At 73.5% G+C, this 16,492-nt stretch carries 13 protein-coding genes and 2 pseudogenes; 6 read left to right on the forward strand and 9 right to left on the reverse strand.

The annotated features are described in order from the left end of the window. The first annotated feature begins 52 nt into the window (after nt 1–52). The 3 genes from QNO09_RS05345 to QNO09_RS05355 all read left to right on the forward strand — a co-directional run bounded on the left by QNO09_RS05345 (nt 53) and on the right by QNO09_RS05355 (nt 2,765). Complete coding sequence (locus tag QNO09_RS05345; RefSeq protein WP_283968883.1) at nt 53–1,300, forward strand: ROK family protein; 1,248 nt, start codon at nt 53–55, stop codon at nt 1,298–1,300. Nucleotides 1,301–1,439: 139 nt separating this feature from the next. Beyond that, on the forward strand, nt 1,440–2,330 hold the full coding sequence (locus QNO09_RS05350) for an NAD(P)-dependent oxidoreductase (protein ID WP_283968884.1): 891 nt from the start codon (nt 1,440–1,442) through the stop codon (nt 2,328–2,330). A gap of 12 nt (nt 2,331–2,342) precedes the next feature. Then, a complete protein-coding gene (locus tag QNO09_RS05355) occupies nt 2,343–2,765 on the forward strand; it encodes a PPOX class F420-dependent oxidoreductase (protein WP_283968885.1) in 423 nt (140 codons plus the stop codon). Nucleotides 2,766–2,783: 18 nt separating this feature from the next. Here the strand turns inward: QNO09_RS05355 and QNO09_RS05360 are convergent. The 3 genes and pseudogenes from QNO09_RS05360 to QNO09_RS05375 form a co-directional block, all read right to left on the reverse strand. Beyond that, nucleotides 2,784–3,055: pseudogene (locus QNO09_RS05360) on the reverse strand (phosphotriesterase family protein); the annotation flags it as partial. A gap of 426 nt (nt 3,056–3,481) precedes the next feature. Beyond that, nucleotides 3,482–4,015, reverse strand: coding sequence for an ATP-binding protein (locus tag QNO09_RS05370; protein ID WP_283968886.1), 534 nt, complete (start codon nt 4,013–4,015; stop codon nt 3,482–3,484). 183 nt (nt 4,016–4,198) lie between these two features. Next, the gene (locus QNO09_RS05375) at nt 4,199–4,522 is read right to left on the reverse strand and encodes a hypothetical protein (protein WP_283968887.1); all 324 of its coding nucleotides are present in this window, start codon (nt 4,520–4,522) and stop codon (nt 4,199–4,201) included. Nucleotides 4,523–5,029: 507 nt separating this feature from the next. Here QNO09_RS05375 and cds1 point away from each other — a divergent pair. Continuing rightward, complete coding sequence (cds1, locus tag QNO09_RS05380; RefSeq protein ID WP_283968888.1) at nt 5,030–6,154, forward strand: L-cysteine desulfhydrase Cds1; 1,125 nt, start codon at nt 5,030–5,032, stop codon at nt 6,152–6,154. A 9-nt stretch (nt 6,155–6,163) separates the two neighbouring features. Here the strand turns inward: cds1 and QNO09_RS05385 are convergent, their stop codons facing one another. Both QNO09_RS05385 and QNO09_RS05390 read right to left on the reverse strand, forming a co-directional pair. Further along, nucleotides 6,164–6,631 carry an SRPBCC family protein gene (locus tag QNO09_RS05385; RefSeq protein ID WP_283968889.1) on the reverse strand — a complete coding sequence of 156 codons (468 nt, stop codon included), beginning with the start codon at nt 6,629–6,631 and terminating at the stop codon, nt 6,164–6,166. A gap of 63 nt (nt 6,632–6,694) precedes the next feature. Then, on the reverse strand, nt 6,695–7,525 hold the full coding sequence (locus tag QNO09_RS05390; RefSeq protein ID WP_283968890.1) for a DeoR/GlpR family DNA-binding transcription regulator: 831 nt from the start codon (nt 7,523–7,525) through the stop codon (nt 6,695–6,697). Nucleotides 7,526–7,813: 288 nt separating this feature from the next. Here QNO09_RS05390 and QNO09_RS05395 point away from each other — a divergent pair, with 288 nt between their 5' ends. Beyond that, nucleotides 7,814–10,168: a hypothetical protein gene (locus QNO09_RS05395; protein ID WP_283968891.1), complete on the forward strand. Its 2,355-nt coding sequence runs from the start codon at nt 7,814–7,816 to the stop codon at nt 10,166–10,168. A gap of 5 nt (nt 10,169–10,173) precedes the next feature. On the opposite strand, the gene QNO09_RS05400 is transcribed toward QNO09_RS05395, so the two are convergent. The 4 genes and pseudogenes from QNO09_RS05400 to QNO09_RS05415 all read right to left on the reverse strand — a co-directional run bounded on the left by QNO09_RS05400 (nt 10,174) and on the right by QNO09_RS05415 (nt 14,906). Continuing rightward, nucleotides 10,174–12,609 carry a right-handed parallel beta-helix repeat-containing protein gene (locus tag QNO09_RS05400; protein ID WP_283968892.1) on the reverse strand — a complete coding sequence of 812 codons (2,436 nt, stop codon included), beginning with the start codon at nt 12,607–12,609 and terminating at the stop codon, nt 10,174–10,176. A gap of 228 nt (nt 12,610–12,837) precedes the next feature. Beyond that, complete coding sequence (locus QNO09_RS05405) at nt 12,838–13,443, reverse strand: Rv1733c family protein (RefSeq protein ID WP_283968893.1); 606 nt, start codon at nt 13,441–13,443, stop codon at nt 12,838–12,840. A gap of 109 nt (nt 13,444–13,552) precedes the next feature. Continuing rightward, nucleotides 13,553–14,434 (reverse strand): annotated as a pseudogene (locus QNO09_RS05410) (MOSC domain-containing protein). Between the two features lie 43 nt (nt 14,435–14,477). Next, complete coding sequence (locus QNO09_RS05415) at nt 14,478–14,906, reverse strand: DUF6643 family protein (protein WP_283968894.1); 429 nt, start codon at nt 14,904–14,906, stop codon at nt 14,478–14,480. Nucleotides 14,907–15,204: 298 nt separating this feature from the next. On the opposite strand from QNO09_RS05415, the gene QNO09_RS05420 reads away from it, so the two are divergent. Then, a complete protein-coding gene (locus QNO09_RS05420) occupies nt 15,205–16,482 on the forward strand; it encodes a TerD family protein (protein ID WP_283969183.1) in 1,278 nt (425 codons plus the stop codon). Nucleotides 16,483–16,492: the final 10 nt, after the last annotated feature.

Here is a 16,492-nt window from a genome sequence, read left to right on the forward strand (position 1 = left end):
CCCGGCGGGCACGCCGGGCCACCACCGGGCGGATCATGGGAGACTCGCCCTCATGAGCGGGAAGGCGGACCCCCGGCAGGCGGGGGACGGGAGCATGCCGAGGACGCGGCTGGACCGGGGGCGCGGAGCGCTCGGACCGGCGCTGGAACTCGTGCACACCGGACGCGCGCCGACCCGGGCCGTCCTCACCGCCGAGCTCGGGGTGACCCGGGCGACGGCCGGCGCGGTCGCCGCGGAGCTGGAGGCGCTCGGGCTGATCCGGGTCGACGCCCGGCCCGGCGCGGCGGCCGGCTCGCAGGGCAGGCCCTCCCACCGGCTGGCCGTCGCCGACGACGGGCCCGTCGCGCTCGCGGCGCAGGTCCACTCCGACGGCTTCCGGGCGGCGTTGGTCGGGCTGGGCGGCCGGATCGTCGCCACCGCGCCCGGCTGCGAGGTCGTCGACGCCGACCCGGCCAAGGTGCTCGCCTCGGTCGTCGCGGCCGGTGCCGAGCTGCTGCGCGAGACCGGACTGCGATGTGTGGGCGCGGGTCTCGCCGTACCGTCCGCCGTCGCCGAACCCGAGGGTCTGGCGCTGAACCCCCTCCACCTGGCGTGGCCTGCGGGTGCGCCGGTCCGGGACATCTTCGCCGAGCAGGTGCGCGCGGCCGGTGTCGACGGGCCCGCGTTCGCCGCGAACGACGTCAACCTCGCCGCGATCGCCGAGCACCGGCACGGCGCCGGCCGCGGCGCCCGCGACCTGCTGTGCGTGGCCACCGGTCACCGCGGTGTCGGCGGCGCGCTCGTCCTCGACGGCCGCCTGCACCGGGGCAGTTCGGGCCTGGCGCTGGAGGTCGGGCACCTCACCGTGCACCCCGAGGGCCGCCCCTGCCACTGCGGCGGCCGCGGCTGCCTCGACGTCGAGACCGACCCGCTGGCCTTCCTCACGCAGGCCGGGCGCGAACCCGGCCCCGAGGTGTCCCTGCTCCAGCAGTCCATCGACCTGATCCGCCACCACTACGACGACCCGGGCGTCCGCACCGCCGCCGAGGCCCTGATCGACCGTCTGGGTCTGGGCCTGGCGGGCCTGGTCAACATCCTCAACCCGGACCGCATCATCCTCGGCGGCCTGCACCGCACCCTCCTCGACGCCGACCCGGGCCGCCTGCGCGCGGTCGTGGCCGACCGCAGCCTGTGGGGGCAGAGCGGCGGCGTCCCCATCCTGCCGTGCACGCTCGACCACAACAGCCTGGTCGGCGCGGCGGAACTGGCCTGGCAGCCCGTCCTGGACGATCCGCTCCGAGCGCTGACCGCGCGGGGGTGAGCGCGGTCCGGGCGTGCTCCGGAGATCCTGACCCCACGGGTATCAGGCTTGTCCGCGCCGCCTGCGGGAAGGTTCGTCGCCGAGCGGGCAGGCTGGTCCGCGGGCAGTCCGCCCGCACCGCACCACCGAGGAAGCAGACATGACCGACAAGCTCACCGTGAGCGTCCTGGGCACCGGCATCATGGGCGCCGCGATGGCCCGCAACCTCGCCCGCGCCGGGCACACGGTCCACGCCTGGAACCGCACCCGGGCCAAGGCCGAGCCGCTGGCCGCGGAGGGCGTGCGCATCGCCGACACCCCCGCGCAGGCCGTCCAGGACGCCGACGTCGTCCTGACCATGCTCTACGACGGTCCGGCCGCGCTGGACACCATGCGCGAGGCCGTCCCCGCCCTGCGCCCCGGCACCGCCTGGGTGCAGTCCACCACCGCGGGCATCGAGGATGTCGCCGAACTGGCCGCCTTCGCCCACCGGCACGGCCTGGTCTTCTACGACGCCCCCGTCCTGGGCACCCGCCAGCCCGCCGAGGCCGGGAAGCTGACCGTGCTCGCGGCCGGCCCCACCGAAGGGCGGGAGAGGGTCACACCGGTGTTCGAAGCGGTCGGCGCCCGTACCGTCTGGTCGGGCGAGGACGGAGCGGCGGGCGGCGCGACCCGCCTCAAGCTCGTCGCCAACAGCTGGGTCCTCGCCGTCACGGCCGCCGCCGGCGAAGCCCTCGCCCTGTCCAAGGCCCTCGGTGTCGACCCGCACGGCTTCTTCGACCTCGTCGCCGGGGGTCCGCTCGACATGGGCTATCTGCGCGCCAAGTCCGATCTCGTTCTCCAGGACAGGCTCACCCCGCCCCAGTTCGCGGTGACCACGGCCGCCAAGGACGCCCGGCTGATCGTCCAGGCCGGCGCCGACAACGGCGTACGCCTGGATGTCGCCGAAGCGGCCGCCGCCCGCATGGAGCGCGCCGCCGCCCAGGGCCACGCCGACGAGGACATGGCGGCGGCCTACTTCGCCAGCTTCGACGAGAAGACCGACGCCTAGGAGGTTCCCCAGATGTCCAAGCCGCCACTGCCGCCCGAGGCCGAGGCCCTGCTGAGCCGGCCCAACCCGTGCGTCATGGCCACGCTGCGCTCCGACGGCGCTCCCGTCTCCACCGCCACCTGGTATGTGTGGCAGGACGGCCGGGTGCTGATCAACCTCGACGAGGGCCGGGTGCGTCTGAAACATCTGCGCCGCGACCCGCGCGTCACCCTCACCGTCCTCGTCGGCGACGACTGGTACACCCACGTCACCCTGATCGGCCGCGTCGCCGAGATGTACGACGACGAGAACCTGGCCGACATCGACCTCCTCGCCCGGCACTACACCGGCGAGCCCTATCCGGACCGCTTCCGCCCCCGGGTCAGCGCCTGGATCGACGTCGAGCGCTGGCACGGCTGGGGCTCGATGAAGGACAGCGACCAGGCCGGCGGCTGAGGCCGCCGGTGCCACCGGTCAGCGGCACTCCACCCCGAACGCCCGGCCCGCGTTCTCGGTGAGGATGCGCCCCACCGGCTCCTCGCCGACGGCGTCGGCGAGCCGGGGGGCACCCGGCGCAGCAGTTACGGGCATCCCCGGGCCGCCGTTCACCGAGCGGGCGGCGGCCGTGTGGTGTCCGCGCCCAGCAGCAGCCGGCCGCCGAACCCCGCCTCGGCGAGGGCGAGTACGGCGTCCGGCATCCGCCAGTCCGTGGCGTGATGGACGAGTGACGGCCCGTCAAAAGCCAGATCCGGCCGGCAAGGAAGGCGCGGCACGACCACGACGACCGCCCCGACGACCACGCGGCCCGCCGCCCGGGTCGTCGGCGCGGTGAAGCCGTACGGCGGAGGCGACACCGCCGTACGCGCCGTCCCTCGACGGCGTGACCGTGACCTTTCCGGCCGCTTCACCGCGGTCGCGGGGCCCTCTGGCTCCGGCCCGTCCGCCCTGATGCACGGCGCGGCCGGCCTCGACACCTCGGCCAGTACCCCAAGAGCAAGAGGACCGCCCGGCCTCGACACCCCGGCCGGCCCTCTTGCGGGACCGCGTCCGGCCCGGCGTGCGGCACGCCCGGACGTACGGCGGGCCGTCGCCACGGAGTGACGTGCGCCCCGGGGGCGTACCCGGTGGCGCATGCGCCCGGAACCCCCGGAGGAACGGTGGTCACCGCCCGGTCAGCCGGCAACGGCGGACCGGGCGGGAGCATGGTCGGGCCGGAGCCCGTCGGTGGAAGCCCCGACCTCGGCGAACCTGCGCGCGGGCTTCTCCTGGGCCGTGCGCCGCGACCGAAGCGGCGGCGCCGTCACCACGGGAGGGGACGTCGGCAGCGTGAACCACACGACCTTGCCGGACTCGCCGTCCGGCCGGACGCCCCAGCTCTCGCTCATGGCGGCCACCATGGCGAGCCCGCGTCCGCAGGTCGCCAGCGGCTCGGCGTCGTCGACCACGGGCATCCGTGGATCGCCGTCGCGCACCGAGACGGTGAGCCGGTCGAGCAGCAGCTCTATCTCCACGGTGCACGTCTTGTCGGGCTGGGCGTGCCGGTGGACGTTGGACAACAGCTCCGTCACGCCGAGCGAGGCCCGGTCGATCAGGGGGTCGAGATGCCAGTAGCGCAACTGCGCAGATACGATTCTGCGGACCTGGCCGATCCGCGACGGCAGGGCTTGGAGCTCCACCGTGCAGTGCCTGCTTGGGTAGCTGATCACGGCTGCGACTCCCCGACGTGAGGTCCGGAAGAACACGGAGTTCGGATCCAGCAGGGCGCCTGCGTGACGCTGCCGCCTGCTGTCGTGGCCGGCGGGCTGGTTCGCAGCGTTATCGCCGGTAAACCCAGAGTGACGTGAGACCAGAGTGGCGCAGGGGATGAGGTACCGCAAGTCGCGGACATCTCAGCCGCCACGCCCCGACGCCCGGCGCACGGCTTCGATGAAGCGCCGCGCGGCCGGCGGGCCCGGCTCTCCCGGTGCGGGGTCGTGATCGCCCAGGGTGAGCAGGTACCGATTGCCGTTGAGATCCGCCGTGGCCCGGTCATCGGGGCCGAACCAGGGCTTGGAGGCACGCACGGCCTGCACCGGCGCGCTGTCGATCTCACTGCCGTAGCTGGTCAGCAGCTCGAGCCTGCCGTCGCTGATCCGGACCTGCCCGGCCCGGGTGAGCGACCGCAGCCGCTTCCCGATCCGCACGCCCGTGGCCCTGAACTCCGGTTCTCCCATGCCACCCGCCCCCTGGTGCGTCTCGGTGTACCGGCGCGCCGTGCGCGACGCCCGGTACGGGCTCGTGTCCTGATCCAGTGTGCCCCGTCCGGACCCGCGGTCCCCTCGGGGGTGGTGCGCCCGGCCCGGCCCGAACGTCGGCCCGAGCGCACGGTGTTGTCCGCCGCACCCCCGCCGCGGGGACGAGGTGCCCGTACCCGGAAGCCGGCTCCGGACGGTGCGTCGTACCCCCGCGGTCGCCCGCCGGGGCCTTGGTCCCGCCGTGCAGTCTGCCTCCGCCCGGCGGCGAGCACCAGTGCCCGCGAGCCCCTCGCCGGGGGGCGCCCGCAGCATGCCCGCCCATGCGCCCCCCGGTCTGCGCGCCCCCTTGCACCGGCCCTGCCCCTGGGGGCGCTTTGAGGGGCTCAAAGAAGCGTTTATGCAGGTGAGAAGCGTGCGCAAGGTGCTTATGATCGGAGGTGTCGGCCGCGCGGCGCGTCGACGGCGCGCAGCGTTAGGAGCCCCCTCGTGAGCACTCCCCAGCAGACCCGGACCGGCGTGACCCACGACGTCGACCACAGCGACGCCGCCTACCGGGCGTGGCTCAAAGAAGCCGTCCGCAGAGTCCAGGCCGACGCCAACCGCTCGGCCGACACGCATCTGCTCCAGTTCCCCCTGCCCGAGCGGTGGGGCATCGATCTGTACCTGAAGGACGAGTCGACCCACCCCACCGGCAGCCTCAAGCACCGCCTCGCCCGCTCCCTCTTCCTCTACGGCCTCTGCAATGGCTGGATCCGGCCGGACCGCCCCGTCATCGAGGCCTCCAGCGGCTCGACGGCCGTCTCCGAGGCGTACTTCGCGAAGCTGATCGGCGTGCCCTTCATCGCCGTCATGCCGCGCACGACGAGCGCCGAGAAGATCCGCCTCATCGAGTTCCACTCCGGCCGGTGTCACTTCGTGGACGACCCTCGCACGATGTACGAGGAGTCCGCCCGCCTCGCGGCCGAGACCGGCGGCCACTACATGGACCAGTTCACCTACGCCGAGCGGGCCACGGACTGGCGCGGGAACAACAACATCGCCGAATCCATCTTCCGTCAGCTGCGCCTGGAGCGGTTTCCCGAGCCGGCGTGGATCGTCGCCACGGCGGGCACGGGCGGCACCTCCGCGACCCTCGCGCGTTACGTCCACTACATGCAGTACGACACGCGCGTCTGCGTGGCCGACCCGGAGAACTCGTGCTTCTTCGAGGGCTGGACCACCGGCGATCCGGACGTCACCTGCGACTGCGGCTCCCGCATCGAGGGCATCGGCCGGCCCCGAATGGAACCGAGCTTCGTGCCCGGCGCGATCGACCGGATGATGAAGGTGCCCGACGCGGCCAGCGTCGCCGCCGTACGGGCCCTGGAGCGCGCCATCGGCCGCAAGGCGGGCGGCTCGACCGGCACGGGGCTGTGGAGCGCGCTGAAGATCGTCGCGGAGATGGTGTCGGAGGGGCGGCGGGGCAGCGTCGTGACCCTGCTGTGCGACCCGGGGGACCGGTATCTCGACAAGTACTACTCGGACGCCTGGCTGGCGGCCCAGGGGCTGGACATCGAGCCGTACACGGCCATGATCGACTCGTTGCTGAGGACGGGCGTCTGGCGCGACTGAGTACGGCCCTCAGGCGTTCAGCCGCCGGTCCAGTGCCGTCATGGCGTCCCGGAACGCGCGCGCCTGGCCCCCGCGCACCGCTTTCATCGCCAGCCGGTAGGCCGCCGTCCCGTCGGTGGCGAACGTCCACCGCACCCGGGTGCCGCCGCCGACCGGCGCGAGCCGCCATTCCTCGGCTATCGCCCGCACGCCCGGCACGTTGGTGACGTCGACGCGATAGGCGTACACCTCGGGCGCCTCCGCCGCGATGAGCGACTCGCGGAACCGGATGCCACCGGTGAGCGTGATGTCGCGCCCCGAGCCCGCGTCGACCGGGCGGGCTGCCGTCACCCGCGGGAACCACTCGGTCCAGCCGGGCACGTCGGCGAGCGCGTCGTAGACCTGCTCCACCGGAGCGGAGACCCCTCGGCCGAAAACGTGCCGAACGGGCGCGGTCCCGACGAAGTCGAGCTCCACCGGGCGCAGTCGACGAGCCATGGACGAAGCCCTCCTGGACGGAAGCGGTCGAGACCGTGGAGGGTCACCCTAGCTGGCGCTCCGTCAGCTGTCTGTACCGTCCTCGGGCTCCCCGGCCACCACCAGGCGCCGCAGGTGCTCGGCGACCACCCCGCGTGCCTCCTCCGGAAGACCGGCGTCCGTGACCAGCGTGTCGATCCGCTCCAGTGAGGCGAACGAACTCAGGCCCACCTTGCCCCACTTGGTGTGGTCGGCGACCACGACCACACGGCGCGCGGACTGGACGAGCCGCCGGTTCGTCTCGGCCTCCGCGAGGTTCGGCGTCGACAGACCGGCCTCGACCGATATGCCGTGCACCCCGAGGAACAGCAGGTCGAAGTGGAGCGCCGCGATCGCCTGGTCGGCCACGGGGCCCACGAGCGAGTCGGAGGGCGTGCGCACCCCGCCCGTCAGCACGACCGTGGCCGCGCCCTGCCGAGGGCCCGAGGTGCGCTGCGCCGCGTGGAACACGTCGGCGACCCGCACCGAGTTGGTGACCACCGTGAGATCCGGGACGTCCAGCAGCTGGTGCGCCAGCGCGAAGGTCGTCGTACCGCCCGACAGGGCGATCGCCGCGCCCGGCGCGACCAGTTTGGCCGCGGCGCGCGCGATGTCCTCCTTGGCGGTCAGCTCCAGGCCGGACTTGGCCTCGAAGCCCGGTTCGTGCGTACTCGCCTCGACCACCGGGACCGCGCCGCCGTGCACCTTCTCCAGCACGCCCTGGCGGGCGAGCGCGTCGAGGTCGCGGCGGACCGTCATGTCCGACACGCCGAGCTTGCGGGTCAGCTCGTTGACCCGGACACCGCCCCGGCGGCGGACCTCGTCGAGGATCAGGGATCTCCGCTGCTCCGCGAGGAGGTTCTGATTCTCGCTCACGTACGCTCCGGTCCTTTCGCCTCAATGCCGTCCGACACGCCCCACACCGGCTCCGACTGGGACATTCTTCCTGGCTCCGGTGCGAGGACGTCTCATCCTCGCATGTCGCGGGGCGGGGAGCGCCACCGACTGCTCGTCGCGCACATGTCACCCGTGGTTCATGCTTCGCCGCGGTTCATCACGGATCGGGGAGATTCCGTGACAGGAGGTGTACGCCGCCGCGGAAGTGGAGATCCTTGTGCCCGCACGGACGGAGCCGACGGCGTGTCACGGGGGAAGTGCGAATCAGTGGAACGTGCGCGGGAACATGCGTCGACCGGCGGACCGGACGGTCCCGCCGCGCGGCCCGGCGAAACCGGGACCGCACTGGAACTCCTGGTCCACGGCGTGGGCGGGACCACGCCGCAGGAGATGCTCAACGATCCGCGCACGGTGCGGATCACCGGCGACGACACCGCGGCCGTCTTCCGGCGCGCCGACGACGTCGACGCCGAGCACAGCCCCGACGACCGCCGCCGCGACGGACCGGTGCCCGAGGCGTACGTCTGGTGCAACCTCACCTCCGGCAACGGCACCCGCGCCCTGTGGTTGCTGCTGCTGCCCTTCATGGTCGTCAACCTCGCCCACTGGATGCGCCCCACCGCCCACGGCCGCCGCCGCGCCGTGCGTCTGTACGGCCTCCTGGTGCGGCTCGCCGGGCTCACACTGACGGTGCTGCTCGTCGCCGCGGCCTGCGAGGTCGCCCTCGATCTGGCGGCTTGGCAGTGCGCGGGCACCGCCGCCTGCGCCGACCGCCACACCTGGCTGGGCTTCCTCTCACCCACCGTCTCGGACGGCGGCTGGTGGAGCGCCCCGGGCCGCAGGCTCGCCCTCGCCGCGGCCGTCCCCACCGCCCTGACCCTCCTGCTGTGGTACCTGTCCCGGCGTACGTGGAGCGACTACGAGTCCCAGCAGCCCATCGAACGCGCCCCCGAGCCCGAAGCGGACGGCGGCCCGACGGCACTCGGCCGGCCCGGGTTCTGGTACGGACGCCGGCTGGTGGCGCGCCTGCGTGCCGCGCACACCGCCGCCGGCCTGATCACGGTCGCCGCAGCGGTCGGCAGCGCCGCCGCCCGCCACGACCGCCGGCCCGGCGGCCCCGCCGTCCTCGACACCCTGGGGCTGATCCTGGAAGCGGCCCTCGCGGCCTGCGCGGTCGCCGTGGTGTGGGTGGTGTGCCGCCGGGGCCGCAGCGAGAAACGGCTGGACCGGGAACTCGACGAGCGCTTAGTACGGCGTCTGCCGCTCGCGGCGCTCGTCCTGCTCGCCCTCGCCCTGCTGTACGCCGGATGGGAGCGCCCCGGGTGGACGTCGCACGGCAGACTGCCGGGTGACACGACCTTCGGCGGGATCGCCCTGGTCCAGGGCCTGCTCGTGATCGTCCTCGGTGTCGTCGCCCACGTTCTCCACCGCACCGACCCCGACCGGCGGGCGGTGCTGCGGGGCCTGGGCGGACCGGCCGTGGCGATGCTGGCCTGCGCACTGGGCGGGGTGATGTCCGGCGGCGTGTCCCAGCGCGTGTCCGACTGGCTGGACGGCACCGGAGCGTCCATCGAGGGCCCGCCGGTCCTGCTGACCTGGCAGGCGTCCGTGATCCCGCCGCTGCTCGTCGTCCTGCTGGGGCTCATCGGCTGGCTGGGCCATCGTGCCTGGCGACTCGCCCGGGCCGAGCGGACCGCCGTGGCACTCGACTACCCGGACGAGGACCTGGACCCCGCCCGCACCCGCCGTATCGCCTACACCCGGGCGATGGCCGCGCTCACCGACCGGGGACCCCGCGTCGTGGCCGTCACCTCAGGTGCCACGCTGCTGCTCGGTGCCGGAGCCCTGGTGGGCGCCCTGGTCACCGACGAAACCCCGGGCGAGGCCGCGCAGGGCGCCTACCCCGTCGTCCACGGCGCCGCCGAGACCGCCCAGGCGCTCGGCTCCTGGCTCATCGGCTTCGGCTTCATACTCTTCGTCACCTGGGGCCGGCGCGCCTACAAGGACGCCGCGGCCCGCCGCACCATCGGCATCCTGTGGGACGTCGGCACCTTCTGGCCGCGTGCCTCCCACCCCTTCGCCCCGCCCTGCTACGCCGAGCGCGCGGTGCCCGACCTGACCTGGCGGATAGCGACCTGGACCCGTGTCACCGGCGGACGGCTGGTCCTCTCCGGCCACTCGCAGGGCAGCGTGCTCGCCGCCGCGGCGGCCTGGCAACTCGCCCCGTCCGCCCGCAAACGGGTCGCACTGCTCACCTACGGCTCACCTCTGGAGCGCCTCTACGGCCGCTGGTTCCCGGCGCACTTCGGACTCGCCGCGCTCAGCTCCCTGCACCGGGACGTCGACTGCTGGCGGAACCTGTACCGGCTGACCGACCCCATCGGCGGCCCGGTGCGCCTGCCCGGCGACCGCGGCCCGCAGGTCGACCACGTCCCCCTGCGGGACCCGCTCGCCTACGGCCGCACCGATCTCCTGCCGCTGCCCGCGCCGATCCTCGGGCACTCCGACTACCGGGCCGACCCGGCCTTCGCCGAGGAACGCCGCAAGCTGCTGGCCCGGCTGCGGCCGGACGTCCCGGAGGTGCCCTCGCCCCGTCCCCGACCCGAGCCGCCCGCCGCCTGAGAGGGTCACAGGAGCTCGGGCAGATCCTCGGCGTAGAGCAGCGTCAGGTCGTCCGTGCTCGGCTCCACGACCTGGGCGACCCGGCTCGCGTGCCGCTCGACCATGGCCTCGAAGGTCTGCCGCGCGGTACGGCCGTTGCCGAACGCCGGGCCCTTGGGGAGCACCGTGAAGTACTTCCGCAGGGCCTCCGCCGCGCCCGGCGCGAGTCGGTACTCGTGCTCCTCGGCCTGCTGCTCCACGATCCGCAGCAGGTCATCGGGGCCGTAGTCGCTGAAGGTGATGGTCCGTGAGAAGCGGGACGCCACCCCCGGGTTCACCGACAGGAAGCGCTCCATCTCCGCCGTGTAGCCCGCGACGATCACCACGACCGCGTCCCGGTGGTCCTCCATCAGCTTCACCAGGGTGTCGATGGCCTCCTTGCCGAAGTCGCGGCCCCCGTCCTCCGGGGAGAGCGCGTACGCCTCGTCGATGAACAGCACGCCGCCGCGCGCCTTCTCGAAGGCCTCCTGGGTGCGGATCGCCGTCGAGCCGATGTGCTCGCCGACCAGGTCGACGCGGGACACCTCGACCAGATGGCCCTTCTCCAGCACGCCGAGAGAGGCGAGGATCTCGCCGTAGAGCCGCGCGACCGTCGTCTTGCCGGTGCCGGGGGAGCCCGTGAAGACCAGGTGCCGCTTGACCGACGCCGCCTTCAGACCCGCCTCCTGCCGGCGCCGGCCGACCTCGATCATGTCGGTGAGGGCACGCACCTCGCGCTTGACGCTCTCCAGGCCCACCAGCGCGTCCAGTTCACCCAGGACATCCTTGGAGGAGCGGCCCGGCTGCTCGGGCTCGGCGACCGGTGCCAGGGGCTCCGGTTCGGCGCGCTGCCCCGGGACCGCGCCCAGCAGGCCGGGGGAGTGACTCGCCGTCTGCACGGCCGTCTCCCGCGCCGCGGGTGTGCGCGGCCCACCGCTCTCGTCGCTCGTGCAGTCCTCGACCAGCGGGCTCGCTCCGGAGGCCGCGTCCGCACCGCCGTCCGCGAACTCGTAGCCGCCGCGCGCGCACCGCTCCGTGCGGCACTTCCGCAGCGTCGTACGGCTGCCGTCGATCACATGGAAGCCGTAGCCGCCACTGCCCGTGACCCGGCAGTTCAGGAAACTGCCGCGGCCACCGGCCGAGACGTAGACCCCGGCCTCCGCCGGGGAGTCGATCGTGCAGCGCTCGACGGTGGGATCGGCGCCCTTGGTGACGATCACGCCGGTCTGGGTGCCGTCCACCGTGCAGTTGCTGAGCGTGCCGCCGCTGCCGTGGTCGCGGAACCAGGCGCCCGTCGCCGCGTCCCGGATCCGGCAGTCGTCGAGCTGAGCGGTCGCGCCGTCGCTCACCGACACGGCCGTGTTGCGCACCTGCGAGAGGTCGGTGTCGACGACGTCCGCGCGCGAACCGCGGTCCAGGACGAACAGCGCGTCCGGCACGTCGTGCACCCGGCACGAGTCGAGCACCGCCGTCGCCCCGTCGCTCACCCACACCGCCGGGTAGTCGCCGGTGCTGTCGAAGATCTCGCACTGGTTGGCGTCCACGCGCGTGCCCGGGTCCCACACCGACAGGCCGTTGCGCCCGAACTGCCGCACGGTGGTGCGGGTCAGCGTGAGAACGGAACGGGAGCGCAGGTCGACCGCGTTCTCCGGGATGTCGTGGATACGGCAGTCGGCGAGCGTCAGTACGGCGTCCGTGTCGAGCGTGACCCCGTCGGCCGTCGTGCGGTGCACATCGCAGTCGGTGAGGTGCGCGGTGGCCCGGCCGGTGATCTGCACACCGCTGCCCCGCACTTCGTAGATCTCGCAGCCCACCGCTTCCAGCGCCGAGTTCTCCCCGGTCGCCGACAGGCCCGAGCCCGAGGTGTGGTGGATCCGGCAGCGCTCCAGGCGGGGGTGGGCGCCGCCGCGCACCGCCACGCCCGCCTGGCCGGCCGCGACGACCTCGCACTCCTCGAACACCCCGCCCGCGCCGTCGAGTACGGCGATGCCGATGCCCGCCGGGTTGTCGACCGCGCAGCGCCGCACCGTGGGCCGCGCGCTTCCGCGGACCTCGATCCCGGCCGCCGACCGGGTCACGATCCGCACGTCCCGCAGCTCCGGGGTGCCCTCCTCCACCAGCACGGCGGGAGCGGCCGCGTCCTGGCCCTCCACATGGAGGTCCTGCACCACCGCCGAGGCCCGCACAGTCAGTGGCACCCCGTCCGCGGGCGCGATCCGCACGGAGCCGGGGGAGCCCTCGGGACCCCGCAGGGTCACCGCGCGCTGCAGGACGAGGTTCTCCCGGTAGGTGCCGGGCGCGACGGTGAGGACGTCTCCGTCGGCCGCGGCCTCCAGGGCGGCGGCGAGCGATGCGTACTCACCCGTGCGGCGCCGCCACCGCGACGTGCCGGTGTGCGTCACCTGGACCGTGCCCTGTGCCATGGTGTAGCTGTGCCCCCACCTCGGTCGTACTGATGGCTCGTCCGCCCTCGGGGCGCTCCGGCCGGGGTCGCGACCGCGACCGAGCCCGGCCGTGGTGGCCCGGGCGCGCACGCGGCACCGACACCGGCGCGTCCCTGGGGCTCGCTCGCGCGCGGGTTGTGCCGAACGGTTCGGCCGGACCACCGTAGCGTGCGCGCGGGTGGTGGGTTGACCAGAGCCGGAAGGCCGTCAGTTGCCGGCGCCCGTCCTGCCCCAGTCCGGACCCGCCCTGTCCCATGCCTGGTCCCAACGGGCGTACCGGCGGCGGACCATGTGCCAGACGATCAGCCGTCTGCCGCCCTCGATGAGGCCGCCCGTCACCAGGGCCGCGCCGAAGCCGGCGAGGACCGCGTGCGTCGAGGCCGTCGCGGAGTCGAGCGGGCGCGCCACCAACCGGCCGTGCCGGTCGGTCCATATGCGAAACTCGTCGCCCTGCCGCGGGTCCTTGAGACTCGCCAGGACGGGCCCCTGGTGCGGGGAGCCGTCCGGCGCGGTCCAGCCGGCGAGGACGCGGTTGCGCAGATCTCTGCCCGACGAGGTCTCCGGGTCGGCGTCCAGCGGGGAGCGGTCCAGCTTGCGGACCACGGTGGCCGTCACCGGGTGCCGCGCTTCGTGCTGGGCCCGGACGGAGCGCTGCAGCGCGTCCTGCGCGGCTCCTCCGACGAAGGAGCCCACCACGGGGGCGGCCGACAGGATGAGCAGCAGGGCGGCCAGGGCCACCCAGGCCTCGGCGAGGTCGGTCGCGCGGCACAGTGGGTTGCGCCGCCAGCGCCAGAGTCCGCTGATCGCTCGCACCGCCCGCACCCCCTTCCCCGCTCCGTGATACTCCCCGGCGGAGCCGTCCGCGCGCGGACCTCTCGAAGAGAGACATCACCTCTCCCCAGGGCTGCCTCTCATGAATTTCTCACACCAGGCCAACGCCCGGGCCGGCGGCGCGGTTCCCGCGGCGGTCGGAGCGCTGTTCGAGGATCCCGACCGGGTCACCCACCCGGATCGTGCCCCGGGAGAGGGGTATCAGGTTCTGCCCGAAGACCAGCTTGCCGCCGAGCCGCCGGTGCCGCCCCAGGCTGAACAGGGGCTCGCGGGCGCGCTCGCCGGTGCCCTGGTCGGTGGTGGTGACCACGCATCGGCCGCAGGGCTTGGCCGCGCGGAAGTGCACCTCCCCGACGGCGAGGCGCGACCAGTCGTCCTCGGCCCACGCGGGGGTGCCCGCCACGACCACGTTCGGCCGGAAGCGGTTCATGGGCAGGGGGCCCTCGTCGGCGTGCTCGCCCCGCGCGATGAGGGAGTTGAGGGCGTCGAGCGAGGCCGTCGTGGTGAGCAGCAGCGGAAAACCGTCGGCGAAGGAGACGGTCTCACCGGGCCGCGCGTACTGCGGGGCGACGGGCCGGCGCGTGGCCGGCTCGTCCATGTACGCCAGGCGCGCGTCGATGCCGAGGAAGGAGCTGACCCAGGCGTGCGCGGCCTCGTCCTCGGCCGGGACCGCCTCGACCTTGTCGCGGAAGATCTCCACCGTCACGGTGGCGAGGGGCCGGGGGACGGCCACCGTCAGCGGCCGCATGCCGGGTGTGGACAGCCGGACGGCGCCACCGGGCAGCAGCTCGGCGGCGGCGAGCGCCAGGCGCGGCAGCAGGCGTTGTGTGACGACCTTTCCCCCGTCGTCGATCAGCACCCAGCGCCGGTCACCGGCCGGCCCTCAGGGCTCCACGACGGCCTCCCGGGGCGCCGGGCCCCGGACCGCCTTGACCGGATGGATGTGAAGCGCGTGCAGGTGAGCGTTCCCCATGGGGCCATCGTGCCAGGCGGCACCGACAGCCCCCGGGGGCGGCTCAGTACCCGCGGTACTGCTGGTTGTTGTACGGGTCCTGATAGGGGGCCGGGGCCGGCCGGGGAGCCGCGGGGCGCATCGCCTCGTAGCCGGCGGGGGCCGCCGGACGCGGCTGCTGCGGCTGGGGGCCGGGGTAGCCGCGCGGAGCGGTGGCCTGCTGCGGGATGTACGCCGCGGGCGCCTGCTGCAGAGGTGCGGGCTGCTGCGCCTGCGGATAGCCGTAGAAGGGCTGGGAAGGAGCTGCCGGGAGGGCGGGCAGCGCCGACGGGAGGGCGGGCAGGTTGCCGCCCGGCATGTCGTACTGAGCGGGGACCCGGATCGGAGCGATCTGCGGGGTGCCCCGCTCGGCGACGAGCTTGTCGTAGATCGGGGTGTCCGGGAAGGAGGCGGAGTAGTAGCCGCCGCCATAGGTGGAGCGGGGGGAGGTCATGGCACATAAGTTAAGCCCACGATGTGCTGGTTGGGGAGACCGATAAGAGGGTTGTTTTCCGTGTCCGCAGTGACCCGGTATCCCCAATGCGAGCGAACTCGGCAAAAAGGGGCGGCGAACGAGGGCTTGATCGTGTAAAGGCCGAGTTCCGGGCGGGTTACCAGCGGTTGGCGCTCGGGCTTCCGGTCGCTCGTGCCTGGGACTTCGCCGACGGCAAGGAATAGGTTGTGCGGACGGAGCCGGACCGACGGCCGGGGCGGGTTTGGCGCGGTGACACTCGATGGGGGCGGAAATGCACATGCTGAAAGGTTCAAATACTCCGGTGCCCACTGCGGCTTTGCGGGTGGAATGGGGGTGGCGGACCGGCCCCGGAGTGCCGGACGCCGACGCCTCCGCTTTGCTGCTGGCAAGCGGAAAGGTCCGCTCGGACGCGGACTTCGTCTTCTACAACCAGCCCACGCACTCCTCGGGAGCCGTCCGGCACGAGGGCAAGCGCACCGTCGGCGGCCGGGTGACCGACACGCTCCTCATCGACCTCGCGCGCGTGGAGCCCGCGATCGAGACGATCGTCCTGGCCGCCTCCTCCGACGGCGGCCCCTTCGGGCGGGTTCCCGACCTGTACATCGAGGTCCAGGACGCCGCCCAGGGCGCTGCGGTGGCCCGTTTCGACAACCCGGGCGCCACCGATGAAACCGCTTTCGTGCTGGGCGAGTTCTACCGCCGCCAGGGCGCCTGGAAGTTCCGCGCCGTCGGCCAGGGCTACAGCAGCGGACTCGAAGGTCTGGCCACGGACTACGGCATCACGGTGGACGAACCGCAGCAGGCGGCCCCGGCCATGGCTCCGGCACCCCCACCCGTCCCACCGCCCGCCCCGTACACGCCCCCGCCGGCGCCGCAGCCCGTGGCCCCACCCCCGCCCGCCGCGCCGCCCGCGCCCGTCCGCCTCACCAAGGTGACGCTCACCAAGGCGGCCCCCTCCGTCTCGCTCACGAAGCAGGGTGGCACCTCCGGCGCGCTGCACGTGAACCTCAACTGGCAGGTGCGCAAGCAGTTCTCGGGGTGGAGCAGCAAGTTCGGGCGCCCGACCGCGATGCACTCCGACCTCGACCTCGACCTGTGCGCGCTGTACGAACTCGCCGACGGCAGCAAGGGCGTCGTACAGGCCCTCGGCAACAGCTTCGGGGCGCTGCATCAGCCTCCGTACATCCACCTCGACGGAGACGACCGCACCGGCGCCGTGTCGACGGGTGAGAACCTCACCGTCAACCTCGACCACAAGGAAGCCTTCCGGCGGATCCTCATCTTCGTCACCATCTACCAAGGCGCCCGCTCCTTCGCCGAACTGAACGCGTCGGTGACGCTCCGGCCCCAGCACGGGGCGCCGATCGAGTTCTCCCTCGACGAGTGCACGGTCCCGTCGCTGGTGTGCGCGCTCGCCCTGATCACCAACAGCGGCGGCGACCTGGTCGTCCAGCGGGAGGCGCGCTATCTGGTGCCCGACCGCGGGGTGAGCCCGCAGCGGACCGTCGACCACGCCTACGGGTGGGGCATGAACTGGACCCCCGGCCGCAAGTGACCGAGCCCGG

Source organism: Streptomyces sp. 378 (genome assembly GCF_030124145.1).
In the GTDB taxonomy this organism is placed as follows: Bacteria; Actinomycetota; Actinomycetes; order Streptomycetales; family Streptomycetaceae; genus Streptomyces.